This window comes from Streptomyces longispororuber, assembly GCF_014656095.1.
GTDB lineage: Bacteria > Actinomycetota > Actinomycetes > Streptomycetales > Streptomycetaceae > Streptomyces > Streptomyces longispororuber.
On sequence record NZ_BNBT01000143.1, the window covers coordinates 1 to 23,634 of the forward strand.

The window sequence follows — 23,634 nt, forward strand, 5'->3', positions numbered from 1 at the left end:
CTCCGCCCGCTTGCGCGCCGCCTCGGGGGAGGCCGCCGCCCGCGCCGCCGCGGCCGGGCCGTGCTTTGCCTCCGTCGCCTTCTCGCGCCGTGCGTCCAGCCACTGGCGCGCCCAGTCCGGCGGCTCCCCGGTGTCCGGCACCGCGTCCGTGCCGGCGGGAGCGCCCGTGCCCGAGCCGCCCGTGCCCGCCGAGCCGTCGGGGCCCGCCCAGAGCAGCAGCAGGCCGAGCGCGTGCTTGCACGGGAACTTACGGCTCGGGCAACTGCATCGGTACGCCGGGCCCGCCGCGTCCGCCACGTCGACCACCGTCCGGTACGGCTTGCTGCCGCTGCCCTTGCACAGTCCCCATACGGCCCCCTCGCCCGAACTGCCCGTCTGCGTCCACGGCCCGGCGACGCCGAGCTTGCTTCCCGCCTTGCGGGACGGGGCGTCAGGTGCCAGTGCCAGCACCTGGTCCGCCGTCCAGCGCACCCCCTGCTGAGTCATGTCGTCGACGGTAGGTCCCGCCACTGACAATCCGCCGCGGCCGTCGCGTCTTCGCAGGTCAGAGCCGATTGTCAGTGGCGTGGTGCACGGTGGGACACATCGCGGCCGAGCCGTCGGCGACGCCGCGTCGTTGCCGACGCATGCGCGCTCCGGGTCACCGGCGCATGCCCGAGCTGGAGGGGGATCACCATGACTGTTTCCGTGGAGCGAACCGGTACGAACGCCGCGTCCGAACCGGACGCGGAGGACGGTGACAGGGACGCGGCGCACGCGCTCCGGCCGCACGCGGAGGACGCCTTCGCCGCCGAACTCGCCGCGCTCGCCGCACAGGACGACCGGCCACGCCCCGCCCGCTGGCTGCTCTCGCCCTGGGCCGTGGCGACGTACCTGCTGGGCGGCACGCTGCCGGACGGCACCGTCATCACGCCCAAGTACGTGGGCCCGCGCCGCATCGTCGAGGTCGCCGTCACCACCCTCGCCACCGATCGCGCACTGCTCCTGCTCGGCGTGCCCGGCACGGCGAAGACCTGGGTGTCCGAGCACCTCGCGGCGGCGGTCAGCGGCGACTCGACGCTCCTCGTGCAAGGCACGGCGGGCACGCCCGAGGAGGCCATCCGCTACGGGTGGAACTACGCGCAACTGCTCGCCCACGGCCCGAGCCGGGACGCGCTGGTGCCCAGCCCGGTGATGCGCGCCATGGCCGAGGGCATGACGGCCCGGGTCGAGGAGCTGACCCGTATCCCCGCCGACGTGCAGGACACGCTGATCACGATCCTGTCCGAGAAGACCCTGCCCATACCGGAGCTGGGCCAGGAGGTGCAGGCCGTCCGCGGCTTCAACCTCATCGCCACGGCGAACGACCGCGACCGCGGGGTCAACGACCTGTCCAGCGCGCTGCGCCGCCGGTTCAACACGGTGGTCCTGCCGCTGCCGGAGAGCCCCGAGGCCGAGGTCGACATCGTCTCGCGCCGTGTCGACCAGCTCGGCCGCTCCCTCGACCTGCCCACCGCGCCCGACGGCATCGACGAGATCCGCCGCGTCGTCACGGTCTTCCGCGAGCTGCGCGACGGCGTCACCACGGACGGCCGTACGAAGGTCAAGTCGCCCAGCGGCACGCTGTCTACGGCCGAGGCGATCTCCGTGGTCACCAACGGCCTGGCCCTCGCGGCGCACTTCGGGGACGGTGTCCTGCGCCCGGCCGACGTGGCCGCGGGCATCCTGGGCGCGGTCGTACGGGACCCTGCGGCGGACCGCGTCGTCTGGCAGGAGTACCTGGAAGCGGTCGTGCGCGAGCGCGACGGGTGGAAGGACTTCTACCGCGCGTGCCGCGAGGTGAGCGCATGACGGCCGCCACGGGGACAAAGCGGCCGGGCGGGCCGCTGCTGCTCGGGGTGCGGCACCACGGGCCGGGCTCGGCGCGCGCGGTGCGGGCCGCCCTGGGCGCGGCGGCGCCCCGCGTGCTCCTGATCGAGGGCCCGCCGGAGGCCGACGGCCTCGTGCAACTCGCCGCCGAGGAGGAGCTGCGGCCGCCGGTGGCGCTGCTCGCGCACGTGGTGGACGAGCCGGGGCGGTCGGCGTTCTGGCCGCTCGCCGAGTTCTCGCCGGAGTGGGTGGCGATGCGGTGGGCGGTGCGGCGCGGGGTGCCGGTGCGGTTCATGGACCTCCCGGCGGCGCACACCCTGGCGCACCGAGAGGAACCGGAAGGCGAGGCTCCGGAGCCGGGGGGACGGGAGCCGGGGCGTACGGGGGAAGGACCGGGGCCGGAGGGGGCGGAGCCGGAGCCTGCAGAGAGGGGGCGTACGGAGAGGGAGCGCACGGCGAAGGAGGCGGTGCGGGTCGATCCGCTGGCCGTGCTCGCGGACACCGCGGGGTACGACGACCCCGAGCGCTGGTGGGAGGACGTCGTCGAGCACCGGGGGGCGGGGGCCGACCCGTTCGCGCCGTTCGAGGCGCTCGCCGAGGCCATGGAGGCGCTGCGCGAGACGCACGGCCACGGCGGCCACGACCGGGACCTCCTGCGGGAGGCGCACATGCGGCTGCACGTGCGGGCGGCGGTGCGGGAGTTCGGCCCGGACGGCGTCGCGGTGGTGTGCGGGGCGTGGCACGTGCCCGCGCTGCGGCAGCGGGCGACGGTGGCGGCCGACCGGGCGCTGCTCAAGGGGCTGCCCAAGGTCAAGGTCGACCTGACCTGGGTGCCCTGGACGCACCGGCGCCTGGCCCGTACGAGCGGGTACGGCGCGGGCATCGACTCGCCCGGCTGGTACGGCCATCTGTTCCACGCGCCCGACCGGCCCGTGGAGCGGTGGCTGACCAAGGTCGCCGGACTGCTCAGGGACGAGGACCGGATCGTCTCGTCCGCGCACGTGATCGAGGCGGTGCGGCTCGCGGACACGCTCGCCGCGATGCGCGGGCGGCCGCTGGCCGGGCTCACCGAGACGATGGACGCGGTGCGGGCCGTGATGTGCGAGGGCTCGGACGTGCCGCTCGCGCTGGTGCACGACAGGCTCGTCGTCGGCGACGTCCTCGGGGAGGTGCCGGAGTCCGCCCCGGCCGTGCCGTTGCAGCGGGACCTCACCCGCCTCCAGCGCACGCTGCGGCTCAAGCCGGAGGCGCTGGAGCGGGAGCTCGAACTCGACCTGCGCAAGGACACCGACGCGGCGCGCAGCCGCCTGCTGCACCGGCTGCGGCTGCTCGGCATCGGCTGGGGCGAGCCGGCCGCGTCGCGCGGCAGCACCGGGACGTTCCGGGAGACCTGGCGGCTGCGCTGGGAACCGGAGCTCTCGGTGCGGGTCGCCGAGGCGGGGGTGTGGGGCACGACCGTGGCGGGCGCCGCAACGGCCAAGGCGGAGGCGGACGCCGTCGGCGCGGAGACCCTCGCCGACGTCACGGCCCTCGCGGAGCGGTGCCTGCTCGCCGAACTGCCGTCCGCGCTGCCCGTGGTCATGCGCGTCCTCGCCGACCGGGCGGCGCTCGACGCGGACGTGGGGCACCTGGCCGAGGCCCTGCCCGCGCTGGTGCGGTCCCTGCGGTACGGGGACGTGCGCGGGACGGACACCGGGGCCCTGGGGGAGGTCGCGCTCGGCCTCGCGGAGCGGGTGTTCGTGGGGCTGCCGTCGGCCTGCGCGGGGCTGGACGCGGACGCGGCGGGGCGCATGCGGGTGCGCGTGGACGCGGTGCACGGGGCCGTGGGGCTGCTGGGGGAGCTGGCCGAACCGGGGCCGGGCGCGGCAGAGGCGGGCGCCACCGGGGGCAGCACCCCTGGACCCGGCCCTGCCGACCGGCCGCCCACGGCGGACACCCCGGACCAGCCCGGCCGCGGGGGCGGGCGCTCCACCGCGGCTCACGGCGGCATCCGCGGGCGGTGGCGCGGCGTGTTGCGCGGGCTGGCCGGTGGGGAGCGGATCGCGGGGGTGGTGCGCGGCCGGTGCGCCCGGCTGCTGATGGACGACGGGGCGCTGGCCGAGGGGGAGGCCGCGCGGTTGATGAGCCTCGCCCTGTCCCGCGGCAGCGAGCCCGCGGAGGCCGCCGCGTGGATCGAGGGCTTCCTGGCCGGAGGTGCCGGGGGCGGGATGCTGCTCGTGCACGACGAGCGGCTGCTCGGCCTCGTCGACCAGTGGCTCACCGGGGTGTCCGACGAGGCGTTCGTGGACGTCCTGCCGCTGCTGCGCCGGACCTTCTCCGCGTACGAGCCGGGGGTCCGGCGCACCGTGGGCGAACTCGTACGGCGGGGTCCAGGACGGGGCGGGGTCAGGTCGGCGACCACCGGGATGTCCGGTTACGCCGCGGACCTCGACCGGGAGCGGGCGGACGCGGTGCTGCCGGTGGTGGGCCTGCTGCTGGGCCTCACCGGCGGCAGCGACGACGACGGCGACACCGGCTGGGGCGGCGGCCGCGGGGACGGCAAGGGCGGCCGCGTGGCGGCGGCAGGCGGCCGGACGGGCGCGGCGATGAGGGAGGGCGGGTGGATGGAGGTGGCTTGACGGGGCCGAAGGGAGGGCGGCCGAGAGGCTTGCTGCGGCTGCGGTGCCCGGCGCCCGGCTGGGGCGGTGAGGGCACCGGTCGCGCGGACAGCAGAAGCGGCAGCCACCACGACGTCGAGCCCGGCGGCCGCAGGTGAACAGGCAGGTGCCAGGTCGGCGGACGGCGGATCGGCGGAGGCGGGGTGAGGGGGAAGCCGAGGGGGCGGCGGCCCGGGGAGCGCCGGAGGGGACAGTGCGCGCGGGAACGGCGGCAAAGGGATGACGGGCATGGGGACAGCGGCCGAGGCAAGGGCGCCGGAGGGGACGGCGGCCGGGAGGACGGCGGACGTGGGGACAGTGACCCCAGGGACAGGCGGGGGAATGGCGCCGGAGGGGATGGCGGGTGTGGGGACAGGGGCCGAGAGGACGGTGCCCGCGGGGGCGGTGCCCGAAAGGCCAACGGGCGGCATGAGGACGGTGGCGGGAAGGACAAGGGACATGGGGTCAGCGACCCAGGGAACGGCACCCATGGGAGCGGCGCCCGAGGGGGCAGCCACCCAGGGAACGGCACCGGAGGGGACTGCACCTCATAAAGCGTCGCCCCGGGAAATAGCAGCGGGGGGAACGACACCCGAGGGGGCAGCGACCGAGGGAACGGCACTCGAGGGCGCAGCCGCCCAGGGTACGGCGCCGGAGGGGACAGCACCCCACAAGACGGCACCCCAGAAAAGGGCACCAGAGGGAACGACGCCTGCGGGAACGGCATCTGAGGGAACGACCCTCAGGGGCGCAGTCACCCCGGGAACAGCGCCGGAGGGGACAGCACCCCACGAAACGATGCCTCAGGGAATGGCGCCTCAGGAACCGGCACCCCAGGAAACGCCGCCCCAGGAAACGGAACCCCAAGGGATGACGCCCCAAGGAACGGCACCGGAGGGAACTGCACCAGAGGGAACTACACCGGAGGGAACAGCGTTCGGCGGGGCCGCCGGGTCGGAGCGGTTGCGGCGGTGGCGGCTTGTGTTGGGTGGGGACGGGGCGGACGGGACCGGGTGTGCGCTGGGTGGGCGGGACGCCGCGATGGACGGGGCCCTGGCATCGCTGTACGGGGGCGGCCGGGCCGGGCAGGAGCGGGGGCAGCGGCGGACGGCGGGGCTCGGGGCGTCGGCGCCGTCGGTGGCCCGCTGGCTCGGGGACATCCGCACGTACTTCCCGTCGTCCGTGGTCCAGGTGATGCAGCGCGACGCGATCGACCGGCTCGGCCTCTCGGCGCTGCTCCTGGAGCCCGAGATGCTGGAGGCGGTGGAGGCCGACGTGCACCTGGTCGGCACGCTCCTGTCGCTGAACAAGGCGATGCCGGAGACGACGAAGGAGACCGCGCGCGCCGTCGTGCGAAAGGTGGTCGAGGACCTGGAGAAGCGGCTCGCCACGCGGACCCGGGCCACCCTCACCGGCGCCCTCGACCGCAGCGCCCGGGTCAGTCGGCCCCGCCACCGCGACATCGACTGGAACCGCACGATCGCGGCCAACCTCAAGAACTACCTGCCCGAGTACGGGACGGTGGTGCCCGAGCGGCTGATCGGGTACGGGCGGGCCTCGCAGGCGGTGAAGAAGGACGTGATCCTCTGCATCGACCAGTCGGGTTCGATGGCGGCGTCGGTGGTGTACGCGTCGGTGTTCGGCGCGGTGCTGGCGTCCATGCGGTCCATCAGCACACGGCTCGTCGTGTTCGACACCAGCGTGGTCGACCTGACGGACCAGCTCGACGACCCGGTGGAGGTGCTCTTCGGCACGCAGCTCGGCGGCGGCACCGACATCAACCGGGCGCTGGCGTACTGCCAGGCCCACATAGCCCGGCCTGCGGACACGGTCGTGGTGCTGATCTCCGACCTGTACGAGGGCGGCATCCGGGACGAGATGCTGAAGCGGGTCGCGGCGATGAAGGCGTCCGGCGTGCAGTTCGTGACGCTGCTCGCGCTGTCCGACGAGGGGGCGCCCGCGTACGACCACGAGCACGCCGCCGCGCTCGGCGCCCTTGGCGCACCGGCCTTCGCCTGCACCCCCGACCTGTTCCCGGACGTGATGGCAGCGGCCATCGAGCGCCGGCCGCTGCCGATACCGGACGACCGGGCGTGAGCCACCCCCGGGAGCGGGAGCTGCCCGGCGGGCACCCGCCCGCCGAGCCCTCGGGCCCCGGACCCCCTCTGGGCCTGCGGGCCTCCGGGCCTCCGGGCGGGCCCCCGAACCCCCCGGGCCCCAGATCCCCCAGGCCCTGGAACCGGCCCCCCGGCCCCCCGGCCCCCCGGGCCCCCGGGGGACCCACCCGCCCCCCACAGCCACTGACGATCGCGACAGCGAACGCCCACCCCCGCCGGACCCACCCCCGGCAGGGCGCGGGCCGCGGCGGAACCCGCTCGCCCCCGCGGCGGACAGGCGCCCCGTACCCCTCCGGCGTACCCGCCGCGCACGATCTGTGACCGTCATCACCGCGCAAATGTGATCTGCGATTTAGGGAGGCACGTCCCACGGCGATAACCTGCGAGACGGACATGCCGCGTACCGGACTCTTCGGCTACGCCTCCCTTGTGACAGCGCAGTCACGTTGCCCTTCGCGGCACGCCCACGCAGAGCACGCAGAGACTGAAGCCGCTGCACTAGCGAGCGGCGCGAGATCACTGAAAAGGGACGGACGCGCGTGGACCTGTTCGAGTACCAGGCGAGGGACCTCTTCGCCAAGCACGGTGTACCGGTGCTGGCCGGTGAAGTCATCGACACGCCTGAGGCGGCGCGCGAGATCACCGAGCGCCTGGGCGGCAAGTCGGTCGTCAAGGCGCAGGTGAAGGTCGGCGGCCGGGGCAAGGCCGGTGGCGTGAAGCTGGCCGCGACCCCGGACGAGGCCGTCGCCCGCGCGACGGACATCCTCGGCATGGACATCAAGGGCCACACGGTCCACAAGGTGATGATCGCCGAGACGGCCCCGGAGATCGCGGAGGAGTACTACGTCTCCTTCCTCCTGGACCGCACCAACCGCACCTTCCTCTCCATCGCCTCCGTCGAGGGCGGCGTGGACATCGAGGAGGTGGCGGCCACCCGTCCGGAGGCCGTCGCGAAGACCCCGATCGACGCCAACAAGGGTGTGACCCCCGAGAAGGCGCAGGAGATCGTCAAGGCCGCGAAGTTCCCGGCCGAGGTCGCCGACAAGGTCGCCGCCGTCCTGGTGACGCTGTGGGAGACCTTCGTCAAGGAGGACGCCCTCCTGGTCGAGGTCAACCCGCTGGCGAAGGTCGCCTCCGGTGACGTCATCGCGCTGGACGGCAAGGTCTCCCTGGACGCCAACGCCGACTTCCGCCAGCCGGAGCACGAGGCGCTCGAGGACAAGGACGCGGCCAACCCGCTCGAGGCCGCGGCCAAGGCCAAGGGCCTCAACTACGTCAAGCTGGACGGCGAGGTCGGCATCATCGGCAACGGCGCCGGCCTGGTCATGTCGACCCTGGACGTCGTCGCGTACGCCGGTGAGGACCACGGCGGCGTGAAGCCCGCCAACTTCCTCGACATCGGCGGCGGCGCGTCCGCCGAGGTGATGGCGAACGGCCTGGAGATCATCCTGGGCGACCCGGACGTCAAGTCCGTCTTCGTCAACGTCTTCGGCGGCATCACCGCCTGCGACGAGGTCGCCAACGGCATCGTCCAGGCCCTGGAGCTCCTCAAGTCCAAGGGCGAAGAGGTCACCAAGCCGCTGGTCGTGCGCCTCGACGGCAACAACGCGGAGCTGGGTCGCAAGATCCTGAGCGACGCCAACCACCCGCTGGTCCAGCGCGTGGACACCATGGACGGCGCGGCCGACAAGGCCGCCGAGCTCGCCGCGGCTGCGAAGTAAGGGATCGAGGGACACAGACCACCATGGCTATCTTCCTCAACAAGGACTCCAAGGTCATCGTCCAGGGCATGACCGGTGCCACGGGCATGAAGCACACCAAGCTCATGCTGGGTGACGGCACGAACATCGTCGGCGGCGTGAACCCGCGCAAGGCGGGCACCAAGGTCGACATCGACGGCACCGAGATCCCGGTCTTCGGCACCGTCGCCGAGGCGATGGAGAAGACGGGCGCCAACGTCTCCGTCCTCTTCGTGCCGCCGGCCTTCGCCAAGGCCGCCGTCGTCGAGGCCATCGACGCCGAGATCCCGCTCGCGGTCGTCATCACCGAGGGCATCGCCGTCCACGACTCCGCCGCGTTCTACGCGTACGCCGTGGAGAAGGGCGGCAAGACCCGGATCATCGGCCCGAACTGCCCCGGCCTGATCACGCCCGGCCAGTCGAACGCGGGCATCATCCCCGGCGACATCACCAAGCCGGGCCGCATCGGCCTGGTCTCGAAGTCCGGCACGCTCACGTACCAGATGATGTACGAGCTGCGCGACATCGGCTTCTCGTCGGCCGTCGGCATCGGTGGCGACCCGGTCATCGGTACGACGCACATCGACGCCCTGGCCGCCTTCGAGGCCGACCCCGACACCGACCTGATCGTGATGATCGGTGAGATCGGCGGCGACGCGGAGGAGCGCGCGGCGGACTTCATCAAGGAGAACGTGACGAAGCCGGTCGTCGGCTACGTGGCGGGCTTCACCGCGCCCGAGGGCAAGACGATGGGCCACGCCGGTGCCATCGTCTCCGGCTCCTCCGGTACGGCCGCCGCGAAGAAGGAGGCCCTGGAGGCCGCCGGCGTGAAGGTCGGCAAGACGCCGACCGAGACGGCGAAGCTGGCCCGGGCGATCCTCGCCGGCTGACCTCGGCCGACCTCGGCCGACACCGGTCGGCTCGACCGGCGCCGGCCGGCATCCGCTGCCGCGGAAGGCGGGTCCGCATCCCTCACGAGGGGTGCGGGCCCGCCTTCCGCCGTTCCGGGGCCGCCCGGTTCACCGCGTGTCCGGGAGCAGGCGGTGGGGGCCGGTGTGGGGCTGGGTGGAGAGTTCGTGCCGGAGGGCCTCGTCCTCGGGGGTGAGGGGGCCCGGGCCCAGGAGCGGGGGGACGTCGCTGATGGCGCTGCCGGGGGACTGGGGCGGCTCGTAATGCGTGGGGGCCGTGCGCAGGGTGAGGGCGGTGGCGCCGATGATGAGCGTGGTGAACACGACGGCCGCGCGGGTCCACAGCCGGGCGCGGCGCTCGCCGGCCGCCCGGAGGCGGGCCGGGCGCGGGACGACGAGCTGTTCGGCGCTGCCCAGCGCGGCCAGCCGGGCGGGCAGGGCCTCGGCGGTGAGTTCGGGAAGGCGGGCGGCGACCGACGCGCGGGCGCGGAGCAGCCGGTTCGCGGTGGCCGGGGTGCTGGCCTCCGTCTCGGCGGCGGTGTCCGGCAGGTCGAGCCCGAGCCCGTCGTAGAGCAGCAGGGTGCGGCGCTGGGCGGGTGACAGGCTGCGCAGGGCCGCGAGGACGGCGCGGTCGGAGACGTCGGTGGGCGGCGTGTCGGTGAGGCGCAGGCCGGGGCGGAAGCGGTGCCAGGGGGAGAGGGCGTACTCGTACGCGGCCGCACGGACCCAGCCGGGCGGGTCGCCGTCCGTGGCGACCTCGGGCCAGCGCTGCCAGGCGAGCTGGAGGGCGCGGTCGACGGCCTCGGCGGCGAGGGTGCGGTGGCCGGTGAGGGCGTAGGTCTGGCGCAGCAGGGCCGGGGCCGTGCCGACGCACAGGGTGTCGAAGGCCTCTTCCGGGGTGCGCGGAGGGGGCGCCGTCCGGATCCGCTGCCCGGCACCGAAACCCGCCCCGGCCCCTGCTCCGGACCGGGAACCGCCCCCGCCCCCGAATCCGGCGCGGCCCCCGGCCCCAGGGGCGGCGCCGGGCAGGCCGTGCCCGGGGTCCGCCGCCTCGGAGCTGCCGGAGCGTGGCGTTCCGGGGGAGTGCGGCGTTGCGGGGGAGGGGGGCGTTCCGGGGGAGTGGGGTGTTTCCGGGGAGGCGGGCGGGGCGTCGGCGCCGGTCGAGAGGGACTCCAGGAGCTTGGCGTAGGCGGCGCGCCGGCGGCCGCGGGGTTCGGTGCGGCCGGCCTCCCAGGCGCGGACGGTGGCGCGGGTGACCCCCACGAGGGTGGCGAACTGCGCCTGGGTGAGCGACACGGCCTCGCGCAGCCTCCGGCGTTCCTTGGGGGGCGGCAGCGAAGGGCGACCCTCCGGCTCGACCGGGGCCGAGGGCTTGGGGGAAGCCGGGCTCTGGGTCATGGCTAGCCGTCCCACCGTAGGAAAAAGAACATAAACGTATATTGGGCGACACATCCGGTATTCGCCTGTTACGCGGAGAAAGCGCGTGTCGTTGGGAGCATGGCCGGGTGACGCACCTCACCGATTCCTCCTCGGACCCCGGTTCCGGCTCCGCCACCGGTCGCGGCCCCGGCTCCGGTGCGGTCCCGCACTCCCTCGTCGACCCGGACCCGTGGCAGGCGGGGGAGGCACATCACCCGGTGGCCTCGGGCGGGCCGGCGCGTGACCGGTCCTCGTCGGGGTTCGCCACGGGTCTGCTCGGCGGGGCGATCGCGGCGGGTCTCGGGCTCGGGGTGTTCATGGTCGTCGTCCTGGCGCTGTGGGTCGGTTCGCCGTACCCGGACAGCGGCCTCGACGGGGCGCTGCACGTGACGGCGGCGCTGTGGCTGCTCGCGCACGGCACGGAACTGGTCCGTACGGAGACGCTGTCCGGGGAGGCGGCGCCGGTCGGGGTGACACCGCTGCTGCTGGTGGTGCTGCCGTGCTGGCTGCTGTACCGGGCGGCGCGGGACGCGGTGGACGCCGAGGAGCGCGTGCTGCGGGTGCGGGCCGCGTGGTGGGGCGTCGTCGCGGGCTACGTCCTGGTGGCCTTCGCGGTGACGCTGTACGCGGCGGGCGGCCCGCTGCGGCCGTCGTGGCCGAGCGTGGCGTGGCACGTGCCGCTGCTCGCGGTGGTGGCGGCGGGCGCGGCGGTGTGGACGGCGCACGGGTGGCCGCCGGGGCTGCTGCCGGAGGCGGTGCGGCGGACGCTGGACGCGGTGCCGGGGCCGGTGCGGCGCTTCTTCGTCCGCGACCGGACGCTCGCCGCGGGCCGGGCGGCGGCCGCGGGGACGGTGGTGCTGGTGGGCGGGGGCGCCCTGCTGGTGGGTGCCTCGCTGGTGGTGCACGGGGGCCTGGTACGGGAGTCGTTCCTGGAGGTCACCGAGGCGTGGTCGGGGCGGCTCGGGGTGCTCCTGCTGGCGCTCGCGCTGGTGCCCAACGCGGCGGTGTGGGGCGCGTCGTACGGGCTCGGGCCCGGCTTCGTGCTCGGCGAGGGCACGGTGGTGGCGCCGCTGGGCGCCGGGGACGCGCCGCTGCTGCCGGTGTTCCCGCTGCTCGCGGCGGTGCCCGAGGAGGGGCCCGGGTCGCCGTTCACCTGGGCGGCGGGGGTGGTGCCGGCGGCGGCGGGGTGGGCCGTGGGGTGGTTCACCGCGCAGATGGCGGTGCCGACGGGCGGGAGGCGGGAGGACGCGTGGCCGGTGGGGCGGACGGCGGTGGTGGCGTTCCTCGGGGCGATGGGGTGCGGCGCCGGGTGCGCGGTGCTCGCGGTGCTCGCGGGGGGCCGGATGGGGGCGGGGGTGCTGAGCGACTTCGGGCCGGTGTGGTGGCCGGTGGGCGCGGCGGCGGCGGTGTGGACGGCCGTGGTGGGGGTGCCGGTGGCTCTGTGGGCGCGGGCCTGGCGCAGACGGACGCGTCCGCCCCGCCCCGAGCACAGCCGTGCGCGACGCCCCTGGCCGCGCCGCCACCGCGCCCCGGAGCAACCGGCCCCGGACGCCGCCCGCACCTCCGGGGCGACGGGCCGGGCACCGTCCGGGAGACCGGTGCTGACGGGACCGACTCCGGCGGGATCGACTTCGACGGGATCGACTTCGACGGGATCGACTCCGACGGGATCGACTCCGACGGGATCGATGTTGTCGGTGGGGTCGACGTCGTCGACAGGGCTGACGGGTCTGACGGGGCCGAATGCGTCGAAGGGGTCGGCAGGGGCGGCGGTGACCGCCGGGCCAGGAGCAAACGATGGGCCTATCGCATTCGCCGAGACCTTCGGGGCTGATGGGGCTGATGGGGCTGTTGGGGCCATCGGGACTGCCGGGGCTGCCGGGGCTGTCGGGGCTGTCGGGGCTGCCGGGGCTGTCAGGGCTGCCGAGGCCGCCGCGTTCACCATGACCGCCGGGACTCCCACCCCCGCCGCGGTCACGGGGCCCGGTGCGACCGCAGGGTCCGCCGAGTCCACCGGGCCCGCCGTGACCTCTGCGGCCACCCGGGCTGCTGAGCTCGCCGGGCCGGACGCGCCCCCCGGGCCTGCTGCGGCACACGTACCCGAGAACACCGAGGACGCCCTACGTGCCGCGGGTGCTCCCCGAGCCGCGGACGCCTCCGCCGCCGAGGCCGCCGCCTCCCAGGCCGGAGACGCCCAGGAGACCTCCGCCGTAGAAGCCGCGGAAGCCGCGGAAGCCGCAGAGGCCGCAGAGGCCGCAGAGGCCGCGGAAGTCGCAGAAGCCGCAGAGGCCGCCGACCACCTCCACCTCATGGAGTTCCTCGGGCCGCCGCAGCCCCACGACGGGCACAAAGGCCCTGAGCTGCCCGACCGCTTCGACCCCTTCGAGCCGTTCGACCTCCTGGACTCGTGCGAGCCGGACCCTCTGGCGCCCACGGGAGCTCAGGAGGACCTCGTACCGTTCGAGTTCTCGGGTCCCCTGGAGGCCCCGGCGCCGCCCGCCGCCCCGGCGGCGAAGCCGCGGCGCTCCCGCGACCCGCTGTTCGAGCCCTTCGACTTCCTCCCGAACCGCTCGAAGAACCGCTCCGGAAACCGCTCGGGGAACCGCTCCGGAAACCGCGCGAACCCTCCCGCCCCGAAACCCGACTGACCCGGCCCCAGGCACCGCGGAGGGGCTCAGTCGCGGTCCGTCAGCAGCGGCCGCAACTGCTTCGGCAGCAGGTCCTCGCAGGCCTCCCGCGACTGGTTGGTGAGCGCGTCGTCCCGGCACGTGTAGTAGTCGCGGTAGACGAGCTGCGCGCCGAACGTGGCCAGGACCATGACCAGCGCCAGCGACGCCGTCACGAGCCCGCTGATCGCCGCCGTGGTCTGGGGCCGGGACCCGCCGGCGGGAGCCTGCGCCGCGTCCGGGGCCGAAGGATCGGGCCGCCGCGGCTTGGCGCGCAGCGCGCTGACGCCCCAGTACGCGCCGAGCGCGCCGAGCAGCAGGGCCACGTACTGCCAGCCGAAGAGCGCGAAGAAGAACGCCCACATGCCGGACAGCAGGGCGTAGCGCGCGCGGCGTTGGGCCGGGTCGGTGGGGTCCCAGCGCAGGTTGCCCTGGCCGCCGGGGCCGCCGGACCCGTCCTGGTTCTGGCCGCGGGGGCGCTCGCCGAAGCCGCCGGGGGAGCGCCCCGGCTGCCGGTCGCTCCACTGACTGCCCCAGGGCGACTCGCCCTGGCCGCCGCCCTGACCCTGGCCGCCCTCGCCGCCCTGCTCGTCGGAGCCCGGGCCGTTCGCGGGCCGCCGCGGCCGCCAGGGCTGCTCCGGCGCGCCCTCGGGCGGCGGCGCGAACGGGTTGTCGTCCTGCGACGATCCTTGGCCGCCGCCCTCCGGTGTCTCCGGGGCGGAGGAGGACGGTCCGGGCCGCCCCTCCCTCAGCAGCACCGGGCCGCCGCGGGGCGCGGCGGACGGCACCGAGCCGGGACCGGATGTCGAGCCGACGCGCCCTTCGTGCGTCAGTCCGTACGCGGACGCGAACGATGGCGTGAGGCGGAGGCTGCGGTCCGGCATCAGGTGTGCGTCTTCCCCTTGTTGTAGGGCCCGTGTGCGGAGCCTCGGGCGAAGCTCCGCGGCCCGGCTCGGCGGGCCGGGCAACTCGACGGTGGAGCCTGGCGACTCGGCGTGCGGGCGTCTGCCCCCACAGACGCTACCTTCCGGCCGCGCCCCCGTCCCGTGAGGGGCCGCTGGGTGTGCCGGTATCGTTGCTGACGGTCGGCCGCTTCGTAGAGTTCCCCGTATCGGGGAGGGCGAAGCCTTCGTACGACCGTACAAAGAGCACTCCCGAGAAAGGGCCCCGCCGTGGCCAAGGCCAAGCGCCTCGTCGTGCTGGTCTCCGGATCAGGTACGAATCTGCAGGCACTGCTCGACGCCGTCGCGGAGCACGGACCCGACGCGTACGGCGCCGAGGTCGTCGCGGTCGGCGCCGACCGCGACGGCATCGCGGGCCTGGAGCGCGCCCGGCGCGCGGGCCTGCCGACGTTCGTGTGCCGCCTCAGGGACCACCCGGGCCGGGAGGCGTGGGACCGCGCCCTCACCGAGGCCACCGCGGCGTACGAGCCGGACCTGGTGGTCTCCGCCGGGTTCATGAAGATCCTGGGCAAGGAGTTCCTGGCCCGGTTCGGCGGCCGCACCGTGAACACGCACCCCGCGCTGCTGCCCAGTTTTCCCGGGGCCCACGGCGTCCGCGACGCGCTCGCGTACGGCGCGAAGGTCACCGGCTGCACCGTCCACTTCGTCGACGACGGCGTCGACACCGGCCCGATCATCGCGCAGGGCGTGGTGGAGGTCAGGGACGAGGACGACGAGAGCGCTCTGCACGAGCGCATCAAGGAAGTCGAGCGAAGCCTGCTCGTCGACGTCGTGGGCCGCCTCGCCCGCGACGGCTACAGCATCGAGGGACGAAAGGTAGTTATCCCGTGACCGCCGAAGGTACGACGCCCGTGGCAGCCGGCCCCGGAGACGACAGGCGGCCCGTCCGCCGCGCGCTGATCAGCGTGTACGACAAGACCGGCCTGGAGGACCTCGCGCGCGGCCTGCACGAGGCGGGCGTCGAGCTGGTCTCGACCGGGTCCACCGCCGGGCGGATCGCCGCCGCGGGCGTGCCGGTCACCAAGGTCGAGGAGCTCACGGGCTTCCCCGAGTGCCTGGACGGCCGGGTCAAGACGCTGCACCCGCGCGTGCACGCGGGCATCCTCGCCGACCTGCGCCTGGATGCGCACCGCGCGCAGCTCCAGGAGCTGGGCGTCGAGCCGTTCGGCCTGGTCGTGGTGAACCTCTACCCGTTCCGCGAGACCGTCGCCTCCGGCGCGAGCGCCGACGAGTGCGTCGAGCAGATCGACATCGGCGGCCCGTCGATGGTGCGCGCGGCCGCCAAGAACCACCCGTCGGTCGCGGTCGTCACCAGCCCGGCCCGGTACGCCGACGTGCTCACCGCCGTCCGCGGGGGCGGCTTCGGCCTCGCCGAGCGCCGCGCGCTCGCCGCCGAGGCGTTCCAGCACACCGCGGCGTACGACATCGCGGTCGCGAACTGGTTCCAGGAGACCGAGCCGGGGGCCGACGAGCGCTTCCCGGCCTTCGTCGGCGCCGCCTTCGACCTGAAGAACCAGCTCCGCTACGGCGAGAACCCGCACCAGAAGGCCGCACTCTATGTGTCTCATGGCGGCTTCGCCGCGGGGGACGGCGGCGGCGGCCTCGCCGAGGCCGAGCAGCTCCACGGCAAGGAGATGTCGTACAACAACTACACGGACACGGACGCCGCCCGCCGTGCCGCGTACGACCACGACGACCCCTGCGTGGCGATCATCAAGCACGCCAACCCGTGCGGCATCGCCGTCGGCGGCACCGTCGCCGAGGCGCACCGCAAGGCGCACGCCTGCGACCCGCTGTCGGCGTTCGGCGGCGTCATCGCCGTGAACCGGCCGGTGAGCAGGGAGATGGCCGAGCAGGTCGCCGACATCTTCACCGAGGTCATCGTCGCGCCCGACTACGAGGACGGCGCCCTGGAGGCCCTGACCAGGAAGAAGAACATCCGGGTCCTGCGCGCCCGGCAGGCGCCCGCCGCGCCCGTCGAGGTCAGGCCCGTCGACGGCGGCGCGCTGCTCCAGGTCACCGACCGGCTCCAGGCCGACGGCGACGACCCGGCGAACTGGACCCTCGCCACCGGTGACGCGCTGTCGCCGGGTGAGCTGGCCGAGCTGGCCTTCGCCTGGCGGGCCTGCCGGGCGGTGAAGTCCAACGCGATCCTGCTCGCCAAGGACGGGGCCTCCGTCGGCGTCGGCATGGGCCAGGTCAACCGCGTCGACTCCGCGAAGCTCGCCGTGGAGCGCGCGGGTGCGGAGCGGGCCCGCGGCGCGTACGCCGCGTCGGACGCCTTCTTCCCCTTCCCGGACGGCCTGGAGGTGCTGACCGCCGCGGGCGTGAAGGCCGTGGTGCAGCCCGGCGGCTCGGTCCGCGACGAGCTGGTGGTCGAGGCGGCCAAGAAGGCGGGCGTGACCATGTACTTCACGGGGACGCGGCACTTCTTCCACTGAGCCGGCCCCTGCCGCCCCGGTACGCCGACGGCGCGGGCGCCGCACCCTTCGGGGGAGCGGCGCCCGCGCCGTTCGCGTACGTCGTGCGTCAGCCCTTGACGACGACCGTGCTGCACACCTTGTCGGCGAACGTCTGCTTCTTGTCGTCCCACAGGGGCCACAGCCACCCCAGGTAGCAGGGGATGCTGTCGAGGAAGTGCGCGAGCTGGCGCACGAAGGCCATGCCGAAGCCGAGCACCTGCCCGTCGCTCTCGCGCAGGGTCCGGATGCCGACGATCTTCTTGCCGATCGTCTGGCCCGTCTTGCCCTCCTTGTAGATCTGGAAGAAGAACATGAAGACGGTGTAGACGAACGCCACCATCGCGAGCAGCAGCACGGGTGTGCTCGGGTCCTCCTCGCCGCTGATGCCGACGCTGAGGCCCGCGATGAGGTACAGCGGGCCGAAGTTGATCAGGAAGTTGAGCAGGAAGCTGCCCACCCGCAGCCCCCAGTGCGCCAGCTCGGGGCGCGCGTCGTAGCCCCCCATGCCGTACCCCGCCTGCTGCGGGTACGCCCCGTACGGCGCCTGGCCGGGCTGGGGCTGGGGGTACGGGGCGTAGTTCTGGCCCGGGTAGGCGCCCTGCGGCGGGACGCCCTGCGGGGGCTGCTGCGGGTAGCCGTACCCGGGGCCGTAGCCGGGCTGCTGGGGCTGTTGGGGTGGCTGCCCGTAGGGGTTGCTCATGGTGGGGACTTCCTCCGTCGGGGAGTGCGGGGACGTCGCGGCGCACACGCACGGAGGAACGTTCACAGATGCGTCGGTCCCCCCGACACCGGCCGCGTCACTGTGCCGCTCATCGTTCTTCAGCACCATTTGTTTGTCCAGCCGGGCCCCGAGGAGCGTTGTGCGAATGCAACCGCACAGCGGGCCCGGGACCGCTCGCGCGCCCCTGATTGGTACGGGGGCGGGCTCATCCGGGAGGATGGGACCATGACCGCCCAGATTCTCGACGGCAAGGCCACCGCAGCCGCGATCAAGTCCGAACTGACCGCCCGCGTGGCGGCCCTCAAGGAAAAGGGCGTCACGCCCGGCCTCGGCACCATCCTGGTCGGCGACGACCCCGGCAGCCAGAAGTACGTCGCGGGCAAGCACCGCGACTGCGCCCAGGTCGGCATCGCCTCCATCCAGCGTGAACTGCCCGCGACCGCCTCGCAGGAGGAGATCGAGGCCGTGGTGCGGGAGTTGAACGAGGACCCCGCCTGCACCGGCTACATCGTGCAGCTCCCACTGCCGAAGGGCATCGACGAGAACCGCGTCCTGGAGCTGATGGACCCGGCCAAGGACGCCGACGGCCTGCACCCCACGAACCTGGGCCGCCTCGTCCTGAACGAGCCCGCGCCGCTGCCGTGCACGCCGTACGGGATCATCCGCCTGCTCCGCCGGTACGACGTGGAGCTCAAGGGCGCGGAGGTCGTCGTCGTCGGCCGGGGCGTGACCATCGGGCGCCCGATGCCGCTGCTGCTCACCCGCAAGTCGGAGAACGCGACCGTCACCCAGTGCCACACCGGCACCCGGGACCTGGCCGCGCACCTGCGCCGGGCCGACATCATCGTGGCCGCGGCGGGCGTGCCGCACCTGGTCAAGCCGGAGGACGTGAAGCCGGGCGCGGCCGTGCTCGACGTCGGTGTCTCCCGCGACGAGAGCGGGAAGATCGTCGGCGACGTGCACCCCGGCGTGGCCGAGGTCGCCGGCTGGCTCTCCCCGAACCCCGGGGGCGTGGGGCCGATGACGCGGGCGCAGCTCCTGGTGAACGTGGTGGAGGCCGCCGAGCGCGGCGCCGCCGGCTGAGCCGGGGGTGACCATGATGAGCGCTGACGCCAGGAGCGGGGGGGCGTCGTCCGCCGGACCGGAGCGGTCCGGGGAGCCCACGGCCGAGGGCGCCGTCAGCGCGCCCGGCCCCGACGGCGAGCCCCGGAAGGTGTCGCGGCGCTTCCCGCTCTTCACACGGGACACCGCGCGCCCCGAGGGCGGCGGGCGGGCCGCCCCGGGGGACGCGCCCGCGCCCGCGCGGCAGTGGCCGCTGCTCACGGTCGTGTCGGTGGTCGCGGTCGGGCTGCTCCTGACCGCGTTCGACGTGTTCCGGATGGGGACGATACTGGTCGGCCTCGGGCTGCTGGCGGCGGCCGTGATGCGCTGGACGCTGCCGGGCGTCGGCATGCTGGCCGTGCGCTCGCGGTTCACGGACATGGTGACGTACGGGGCGCTGGGCCTGGTGATCGTGCTGCTCGCGATGATGGCGCAGCCGGAGCCGTGGCTGGAGATCCCGTTCCTGGACGACACGCTGCACTTCACGATCAGCAGCTAGCCGGCGCCCCGGGGCGGCGGGTGCCCCGGGCGGTGGACATGCCGACGGCCCGTACTCGCCAGGTGAGTACGGGCCGTCGGGTGTGGGGCGGGTGGTGCTCGGTCGGCCGCGGGCCCGTTTTTCCCCCGTGCGCCCCTTGCACGGGGCCGCGGCCTCAGTGGTCTCGTGGGCGCGGCGCCTGGCCGCGCCGCGCGTGCCGTCCCGGTGTCCGTACTGCCCTGCCGGTCCGGCGTGTTCGGTCTCGCTGTCTCGGTCCTGCTGTGTCGTCGGTCCTGCTGTGTCGTCGAGCCTGCTGTGTCGTCGGTCCTGCGGTCGGTTCTCCCCCTGCGGGTTTTTGGGGCGCGGACCCGGTTCCCCCCGTGCTTCCCCCGTTCTCGGGTCCGCGCCCCCTTCCCCCGTGCGCGCCGTTTCGGTGGCGACGCGGGCGGTGGTGCTGAGGCAAGAAACTATGCGGCGGGGGCACCCGCCGTCGTCCCGTGTCAGGTTGACGTTCGGCTACCGCGACGGGCGTACGCGCCCGTCAGCTACAACTCCCGTAGTAGGTCGGACGTTTGACGTTAACCCGCCGGTAAGCGCGTTACGCTGCGGCGATGCGACTCCGGCCGTGCACCGTCGACGCGCTGCTCGCCCTCGGGCAAGTGGCACTGCTGGCGTTGATCGGGCGGGGCGCGTACAGCCTCGGCTACCCCCCGCTCGACATGCGCGGGTATCTGCTGGGGCTGCTCGTGATCCTGCCCACGCTGGTCCGCTCCCGGGCTCCGGTCGCGGTCTGTCTGGTGACGTACAGCACCTGGGTGCTGTACATCCTCGCGGGCTACTGGCCGGTGGTGACCTGCTTCGGACCCATGCTCTGCCTGTACACCGTCGCGGTGGTGCGCCCCACCCGCACCTCCGGCTACCTCGCGGTGCTGTTGTCGGCCATATGGACGCTCAGCGGCGCCGGCCACGACGCCCGCTTCCTCGCGCCCGTCGCGGCGCAGTCGATCTGCCTCAACGCCCTGACCTGGCGCATGGGTTACCTGGCGCGCCGCTCCGCCGAACTGGCCCGCAGGACGCGCGAGGAGCACCAGGAGAAGGCCCGCCGGGCGGTGGCGGAGGAGCGCGGGCGCATAGCGCGGGAGCTGCACGACGTGGTCGCCCACCACATGGCGGTGATCTCCGTGCAGGCGGGCCTCGCGAAGTTCGTCTTCGACTCCGACGCCGAGACCGCGCGCGGCGCGCTCGACACCATCGCCGGCACCAGCACCGAGGCCCTGGAGGAGATGCGGCGCATGCTGCGGGTGCTGCGCTCCCAGGAGGACGACGGGGTGGCGCCGGACGCCCCGATGCCGGGCCTCGCCCGCCTGGAGGAGATGGTGGACCGGGTCAGGGCGGGCGGGGTGCCCGTGGAGTTCCGGGTGGTCGGCACGCCCCGGCCGGTCGCGTCCGGCGTGGAGCTGTGCGCGTACCGCGTCGTGCAGGAGGCCCTCACCAACGTCCTCAAGCACGCGCGGCGGGCGAGCGCGAGCGTGGAACTGCGCTACCACCGCGACAACATCGAGGTTTCGGTCATGGACGACGGCGAGGGGGTGATTCCGGACAGAGTGGAGCGGGGGCGGGGACACGGCTTGATTGGCATGCGGGAGCGGGCCAAGCTCTACGGCGGGACGATCAGCATCGGACCGCGCGGCACCGGGGGGTTCGCCGTCAGGCTGACACTCCCCACGTCGGCGCGGGCCGCACCGCCGGGAGACGACGCCATCGCATGAGCCCACACATCAGGGTGCTAGTCGCGGACGACCAGTTCCTCATCAGGGCCGGGCTCGTCGGCGTCCTGCGGGCCGCACCCGGGATCGAGGTGGTCGGCGAGGCGGGTGACGGCGCCGAGGCCGTGGAACTGGCCGCGAGCACCCGGCCCGACGTGATCCTCATGGACATCCGCATGCCCGGCATGAACGGCATCACGGCCACCGAGCGCATCCTGGCCGCCGCCCCCGACCCGCCGCCGCGCGTCCTCGTCCTGACCACCTTCGACCTCGACGAGTACGTGTACGGGGCGCTGCGCGCGGGCGCGGCCGGGTTCCTGCTCAAGGACTCGGGGCCGGAGCGGCTGCTCGCCGCGGTGGCGGCGATCGGCAACGGCGACGCGCTGTTCGCGCCGAGCGTCACGCGCCGCCTGGTGGAGGCGTTCGCGCTGCGGGCAGGGGTGCCGCTGTCCGGGTACGCGCCGCCGCCCGCTCTGGACACGCTGACGGGGCGGGAGCTGGAGGTCCTGAAGCTGGCCGCGCGTGGCCTGTCCAACACCGAGATCGCCGACCGCCTCTACATCAGCGAGGCGACCGTCAAGACGCACCTGAACCGGGCGATGAACAAGCTGAACCTCGACACCCGGGCCCAGGCCGTGGTGCTCGCGTACGAGTCGGGCCTGGTGACGCCGGGCGGCTCGGACCTGTGACGCGCGGCGGCCCGCCCCCTCCCCCGAGCAGGGCGGACCGCCGTCGCGCTGCCGTACCCGCAGGGTCTCAGCAGGTCACGGTCTTGTCGTAGGAGCCGAGGGGCCAGCTATGACGCGCCCAGGCGCGGTTCTTCAGGGCGTGGCAGCGCGAGTCGGGCCCGCGCTTGACGACGACCTTCACCCGTACGGTGCGGCCGCACTTGTTGGTGACGGTGGCGGAGCGCCCGCTGACGGACCGCTGCACGCAGGCGGGCGCGGTGCCGAGCGGCCCGGCCTGCCCGGCCCGCTCCAGGGCAGCCCGGTCGGCGCCGCCCTGCGGTGCCGGGGCGGCCACGGCCGGGGTGAGGGCGACGCCGCCGCTCAGCAGGGCGGCTGCGGCCAGGCCGACGACGGCCCGCCGGACGGTGCGGCCCCGCGGCCGTGACCCGGCCCGGCGGCCCCAGCCCGTGTCCCCCGCGGCGGCGGGGCCCGTGGGGCGCGTATCGATGGATGTGGTGCTCGACATGGGTGTTCTCCCCCGTGGACGTGGTGGTGCCGGGTGGTACGCCCTCGACTGTGCCGAGCCGAATCGGTCAACAGCCAGAGCGGCTGGTCCTGTTGGGTGCCCGTGGGATGTCCCACGCGCTGACCTGCGAAGAAGCGGTCGCGGTGGGTGCGGGCGTGGGACGTGGGACGCGTCGCGAGTGGCCGGATCGATCGCGTGGGACGGATCTCCGGGAACCGGAATTGGTGCATCCGGCATCTATTGGGCACACGGGGCCACACGCCTCGGGGACCTTGCGACGCGTCGGGGGAGAGACATGCCGCGTTGGAAAGAACTGCCCGTGCGACTGGGGGAGCAGGAGCGTCAACTCCTGGTCCAGTTGCGCCGGATGAAGGACCACAGTGGACTCAGCCTGGCGTCGCTCGGCGCCAAGACCTCGTACAGCCGCTCCTCGTGGGAGCGGTATCTGAACGGCAAGAAGCCGGTGCCGCGCGCCGCCGTGGAGGAGTTGGCGCAGGTGTGCGGCGCGGACCCCACCCGCCTGCTCGTGCTGCACGAGGTCGCGCAGGTGGCGGGCGGCGGCGAGGCGCCGCGCGAGGACGCCGCCGCCGTCGCGGAACCGGCGGCCGACGCGCGGTCGGTGACACGTGAGAACGCCGCCGCGGGCGTCACCGCGCGAGCCGGTGCTCCCGCGCCCCGGGAGGCGGGTGAGGCCCGCGAGGGCGCCGCCCCGCACGAGGGCGACCCGGGACCTGAAGGCGCTGCCCCCGCCCGCGGCGGTGCGCCAGGGGCGGGGGAGGGCCGCGCCGGAGCGGGAGCCGGTACCCGGCCGGGCGCGGCCGGGGGCACGTCTGCCGCGACGGTGGCGGCCGGGCCCCGCACCGTGCGCCTGCGCACCGCGCTCGCCGCGTTCGCCCTGGCCGTGGCCGCCGCCTTCACGGGCGGCCTGCTCACCGGCCAGGCGATAGGGGGAGACGAGGAGGAGGACGGCCGGGGCGCGTACGCGTACGACAAGGGGCGGACGTACGAGTGCGACAAGGACCGCGCGAACGGCGTGCGGCAGGCCGGGTACTCCAGGACGATCAGCGTGATCCTCGACCGCGGCAGCACGGGCTGGGAGGTCGTCGAGGCCCAGTGCCTGCTGAAGCTGCACGGCTTCGGCTCCGGGGCGGTCGACGGCGCGTACGGCGACGCCACGAAGGAGGCCGCCAGGCGCTTCCAGCGGGCGCGCGACCTGGTGGCCGACGGGGTCGTCGGCCCCGACACCTGGCGGGAGCTGCGCAAATGAGGCGGCGTGGGGCGCCCGACGCGGACGCGGGCCGGGGCGGGGCGGCGCCGTCCGCGGTGCCGCCCGCGTGTCTGCCCCTGGCCGCGGCCCTGCGGGAGCTGCGCGAGCGCACCGGCCTGAGCCTGGAGGCCCTCGGCCGCCGGACCGCGTACAGCAGGTCCTCCTGGGAGCGGTACCTCAACGGCAAGAAGCCCGTGCCGCGCAAGGCGGTCCTCGCGCTGTGCGCCCTCGCCGAGGAGCCGCCGGGCCGGCTGCTCGCCCTGTGGGAGCTGGCGGACGCGGCGTGGAGCGGACGCTCGGCGCGCGGGGACGCCCGGGCCCCCGGCGCGGCCGCCCCGGCCCCCGAAGCC

At 74.6% G+C, this 23,634-nt stretch carries 19 protein-coding genes; 14 read left to right on the forward strand and 5 right to left on the reverse strand.

Translation table 11 applies throughout. The features are described from left to right. Positions 1-486, reverse strand: a 486-nt coding sequence (locus IE330_RS30890; protein WP_190139471.1) for an SWIM zinc finger family protein, incomplete at its 3' end; no start/stop codon positions are given. Between the two features lie 189 nt (positions 487-675). Here IE330_RS30890 and IE330_RS30895 point away from each other — a divergent pair. From IE330_RS30895 to sucD, 5 genes are all read left to right on the forward strand, one after another. Further along, the gene (locus tag IE330_RS30895; protein WP_190139472.1) at positions 676-1,830 is read left to right on the forward strand and encodes an ATP-binding protein; all 1,155 of its coding nucleotides are present in this window, start codon (positions 676-678) and stop codon (positions 1,828-1,830) included. Then, positions 1,827-4,466 (forward strand): DUF5682 family protein, encoded by a 2,640-nt coding sequence (locus tag IE330_RS30900; RefSeq protein WP_229926049.1) that lies wholly within the window; start codon positions 1,827-1,829, stop codon positions 4,464-4,466. Before IE330_RS30895 ends, IE330_RS30900 begins: the two co-directional genes overlap by 4 nt. An 888-nt stretch (positions 4,467-5,354) precedes the next feature. Beyond that, positions 5,355-6,581: a VWA domain-containing protein gene (locus IE330_RS30905; protein ID WP_373314765.1), complete on the forward strand. Its 1,227-nt coding sequence runs from the start codon at positions 5,355-5,357 to the stop codon at positions 6,579-6,581. 559 nt (positions 6,582-7,140) lie between these two features. Next, on the forward strand, positions 7,141-8,322 hold the full coding sequence (gene sucC, locus IE330_RS30910) for an ADP-forming succinate--CoA ligase subunit beta (protein ID WP_190139473.1): 1,182 nt from the start codon (positions 7,141-7,143) through the stop codon (positions 8,320-8,322). 23 nt (positions 8,323-8,345) lie between these two features. Then, positions 8,346-9,230, forward strand: a complete 885-nt coding sequence (gene sucD / locus IE330_RS30915) for a succinate--CoA ligase subunit alpha (protein WP_190139474.1) — start codon at positions 8,346-8,348, stop codon at positions 9,228-9,230. A gap of 129 nt (positions 9,231-9,359) precedes the next feature. Here the strand turns inward: sucD and IE330_RS30920 are convergent, their stop codons facing one another. Further along, on the reverse strand, positions 9,360-10,646 hold the full coding sequence (locus tag IE330_RS30920; protein ID WP_229926051.1) for a helix-turn-helix domain-containing protein: 1,287 nt from the start codon (positions 10,644-10,646) through the stop codon (positions 9,360-9,362). Positions 10,647-10,753: 107 nt separating this feature from the next. Here IE330_RS30920 and IE330_RS30925 point away from each other — a divergent pair, with 107 nt between their 5' ends. Continuing rightward, positions 10,754-13,315 carry a cell division protein PerM gene (locus IE330_RS30925; RefSeq protein ID WP_190139476.1) on the forward strand — a complete coding sequence of 854 codons (2,562 nt, stop codon included), beginning with the start codon at positions 10,754-10,756 and terminating at the stop codon, positions 13,313-13,315. Between the two features lie 26 nt (positions 13,316-13,341). Here the strand turns inward: IE330_RS30925 and IE330_RS30930 are convergent, their stop codons facing one another. Continuing rightward, positions 13,342-14,217 carry an MFS transporter gene (locus tag IE330_RS30930; protein ID WP_373314766.1) on the reverse strand — a complete coding sequence of 292 codons (876 nt, stop codon included), beginning with the start codon at positions 14,215-14,217 and terminating at the stop codon, positions 13,342-13,344. 288 nt (positions 14,218-14,505) lie between these two features. Between IE330_RS30930 and purN the strand changes: the two genes are divergently transcribed. Together purN and purH are read left to right on the forward strand one after the other, a co-directional pair. Beyond that, positions 14,506-15,126 (forward strand): phosphoribosylglycinamide formyltransferase, encoded by a 621-nt coding sequence (gene purN / locus IE330_RS30935; protein ID WP_190139478.1) that lies wholly within the window; start codon positions 14,506-14,508, stop codon positions 15,124-15,126. Positions 15,127-15,146: 20 nt separating this feature from the next. Next, on the forward strand, positions 15,147-16,736 hold the full coding sequence (gene purH / locus IE330_RS30940; protein ID WP_229926052.1) for a bifunctional phosphoribosylaminoimidazolecarboxamide formyltransferase/IMP cyclohydrolase: 1,590 nt from the start codon (positions 15,147-15,149) through the stop codon (positions 16,734-16,736). Between the two features lie 88 nt (positions 16,737-16,824). Here purH and IE330_RS30945 read toward each other — a convergent pair whose 3' ends face one another. Continuing rightward, positions 16,825-17,457 carry an RDD family protein gene (locus IE330_RS30945; protein ID WP_190139480.1) on the reverse strand — a complete coding sequence of 211 codons (633 nt, stop codon included), beginning with the start codon at positions 17,455-17,457 and terminating at the stop codon, positions 16,825-16,827. 246 nt (positions 17,458-17,703) lie between these two features. Between IE330_RS30945 and IE330_RS30950 the strand changes: the two genes are divergently transcribed. The 4 genes from IE330_RS30950 (at position 17,704) to IE330_RS30965 (ending at position 21,512) form a co-directional block, all read left to right on the forward strand. Next, positions 17,704-18,561 carry a bifunctional methylenetetrahydrofolate dehydrogenase/methenyltetrahydrofolate cyclohydrolase gene (locus tag IE330_RS30950; protein WP_190139481.1) on the forward strand — a complete coding sequence of 286 codons (858 nt, stop codon included), beginning with the start codon at positions 17,704-17,706 and terminating at the stop codon, positions 18,559-18,561. 16 nt (positions 18,562-18,577) lie between these two features. After that, positions 18,578-19,078, forward strand: coding sequence for a DUF3017 domain-containing protein (locus tag IE330_RS30955; RefSeq protein ID WP_229926053.1), 501 nt, complete (start codon positions 18,578-18,580; stop codon positions 19,076-19,078). A 590-nt stretch (positions 19,079-19,668) separates the two neighbouring features. Then, entirely contained in the window at positions 19,669-20,826 is a 1,158-nt protein-coding gene (locus IE330_RS30960; protein ID WP_190139483.1) for a sensor histidine kinase, read from the forward strand. Next, positions 20,823-21,512, forward strand: coding sequence for a response regulator (locus tag IE330_RS30965; protein WP_190139484.1), 690 nt, complete (start codon positions 20,823-20,825; stop codon positions 21,510-21,512). The genes IE330_RS30960 and IE330_RS30965 overlap by 4 nt, the downstream gene beginning before the upstream one ends. A gap of 67 nt (positions 21,513-21,579) precedes the next feature. Here the strand turns inward: IE330_RS30965 and IE330_RS30970 are convergent, their stop codons facing one another. Continuing rightward, a complete protein-coding gene (locus IE330_RS30970) occupies positions 21,580-22,017 on the reverse strand; it encodes an alpha-amylase inhibitor (protein WP_190139485.1) in 438 nt (145 codons plus the stop codon). Positions 22,018-22,312: 295 nt separating this feature from the next. Between IE330_RS30970 and IE330_RS30975 the strand changes: the two genes are divergently transcribed. Together IE330_RS30975 and IE330_RS30980 are read left to right on the forward strand one after the other, a co-directional pair. Continuing rightward, a complete protein-coding gene (locus IE330_RS30975; protein ID WP_190139486.1) occupies positions 22,313-23,284 on the forward strand; it encodes a helix-turn-helix domain-containing protein in 972 nt (323 codons plus the stop codon). Continuing rightward, on the forward strand, positions 23,281-23,634 hold a 354-nt coding region (locus IE330_RS30980; RefSeq protein ID WP_190139487.1), incomplete at its 3' end, for a helix-turn-helix domain-containing protein. The genes IE330_RS30975 and IE330_RS30980, both read left to right, overlap by 4 nt.

Excerpts from the sequence above, each read along its gene's own strand:
- IE330_RS30895 (WP_190139472.1), top strand. The coding sequence starts at position 676 with ATGACTGTTTCCGTGGAGCGAACCGGTACGAACGCCGCGTCCGAACCG.
- IE330_RS30900 (WP_229926049.1), top strand. The coding sequence starts at position 1,827 with ATGACGGCCGCCACGGGGACAAAGCGGCCGGGCGGGCCGCTGCTGCTC.
- IE330_RS30905 (WP_373314765.1), top strand. The coding sequence starts at position 5,355 with ATGACGCCCCAAGGAACGGCACCGGAGGGAACTGCACCAGAGGGAACT.
- sucD (WP_190139474.1), top strand. The coding sequence starts at position 8,346 with ATGGCTATCTTCCTCAACAAGGACTCCAAGGTCATCGTCCAGGGCATG.
- IE330_RS30920 (WP_229926051.1), bottom strand. The coding sequence starts at position 10,646 with ATGACCCAGAGCCCGGCTTCCCCCAAGCCCTCGGCCCCGGTCGAGCCG.
- IE330_RS30930 (WP_373314766.1), bottom strand. The coding sequence starts at position 14,217 with ATGCCGGACCGCAGCCTCCGCCTCACGCCATCGTTCGCGTCCGCGTAC.
- IE330_RS30945 (WP_190139480.1), bottom strand. The coding sequence starts at position 17,457 with ATGAGCAACCCCTACGGGCAGCCACCCCAACAGCCCCAGCAGCCCGGC.
- IE330_RS30950 (WP_190139481.1), top strand. The coding sequence starts at position 17,704 with ATGACCGCCCAGATTCTCGACGGCAAGGCCACCGCAGCCGCGATCAAG.
- IE330_RS30955 (WP_229926053.1), top strand. The coding sequence starts at position 18,578 with ATGAGCGCTGACGCCAGGAGCGGGGGGGCGTCGTCCGCCGGACCGGAG.
- IE330_RS30960 (WP_190139483.1), top strand. The coding sequence starts at position 19,669 with ATGCGACTCCGGCCGTGCACCGTCGACGCGCTGCTCGCCCTCGGGCAA.
- IE330_RS30965 (WP_190139484.1), top strand. The coding sequence starts at position 20,823 with ATGAGCCCACACATCAGGGTGCTAGTCGCGGACGACCAGTTCCTCATC.
- IE330_RS30970 (WP_190139485.1), bottom strand. The coding sequence starts at position 22,017 with ATGTCGAGCACCACATCCATCGATACGCGCCCCACGGGCCCCGCCGCC.
- IE330_RS30975 (WP_190139486.1), top strand. The coding sequence starts at position 22,313 with ATGCCGCGTTGGAAAGAACTGCCCGTGCGACTGGGGGAGCAGGAGCGT.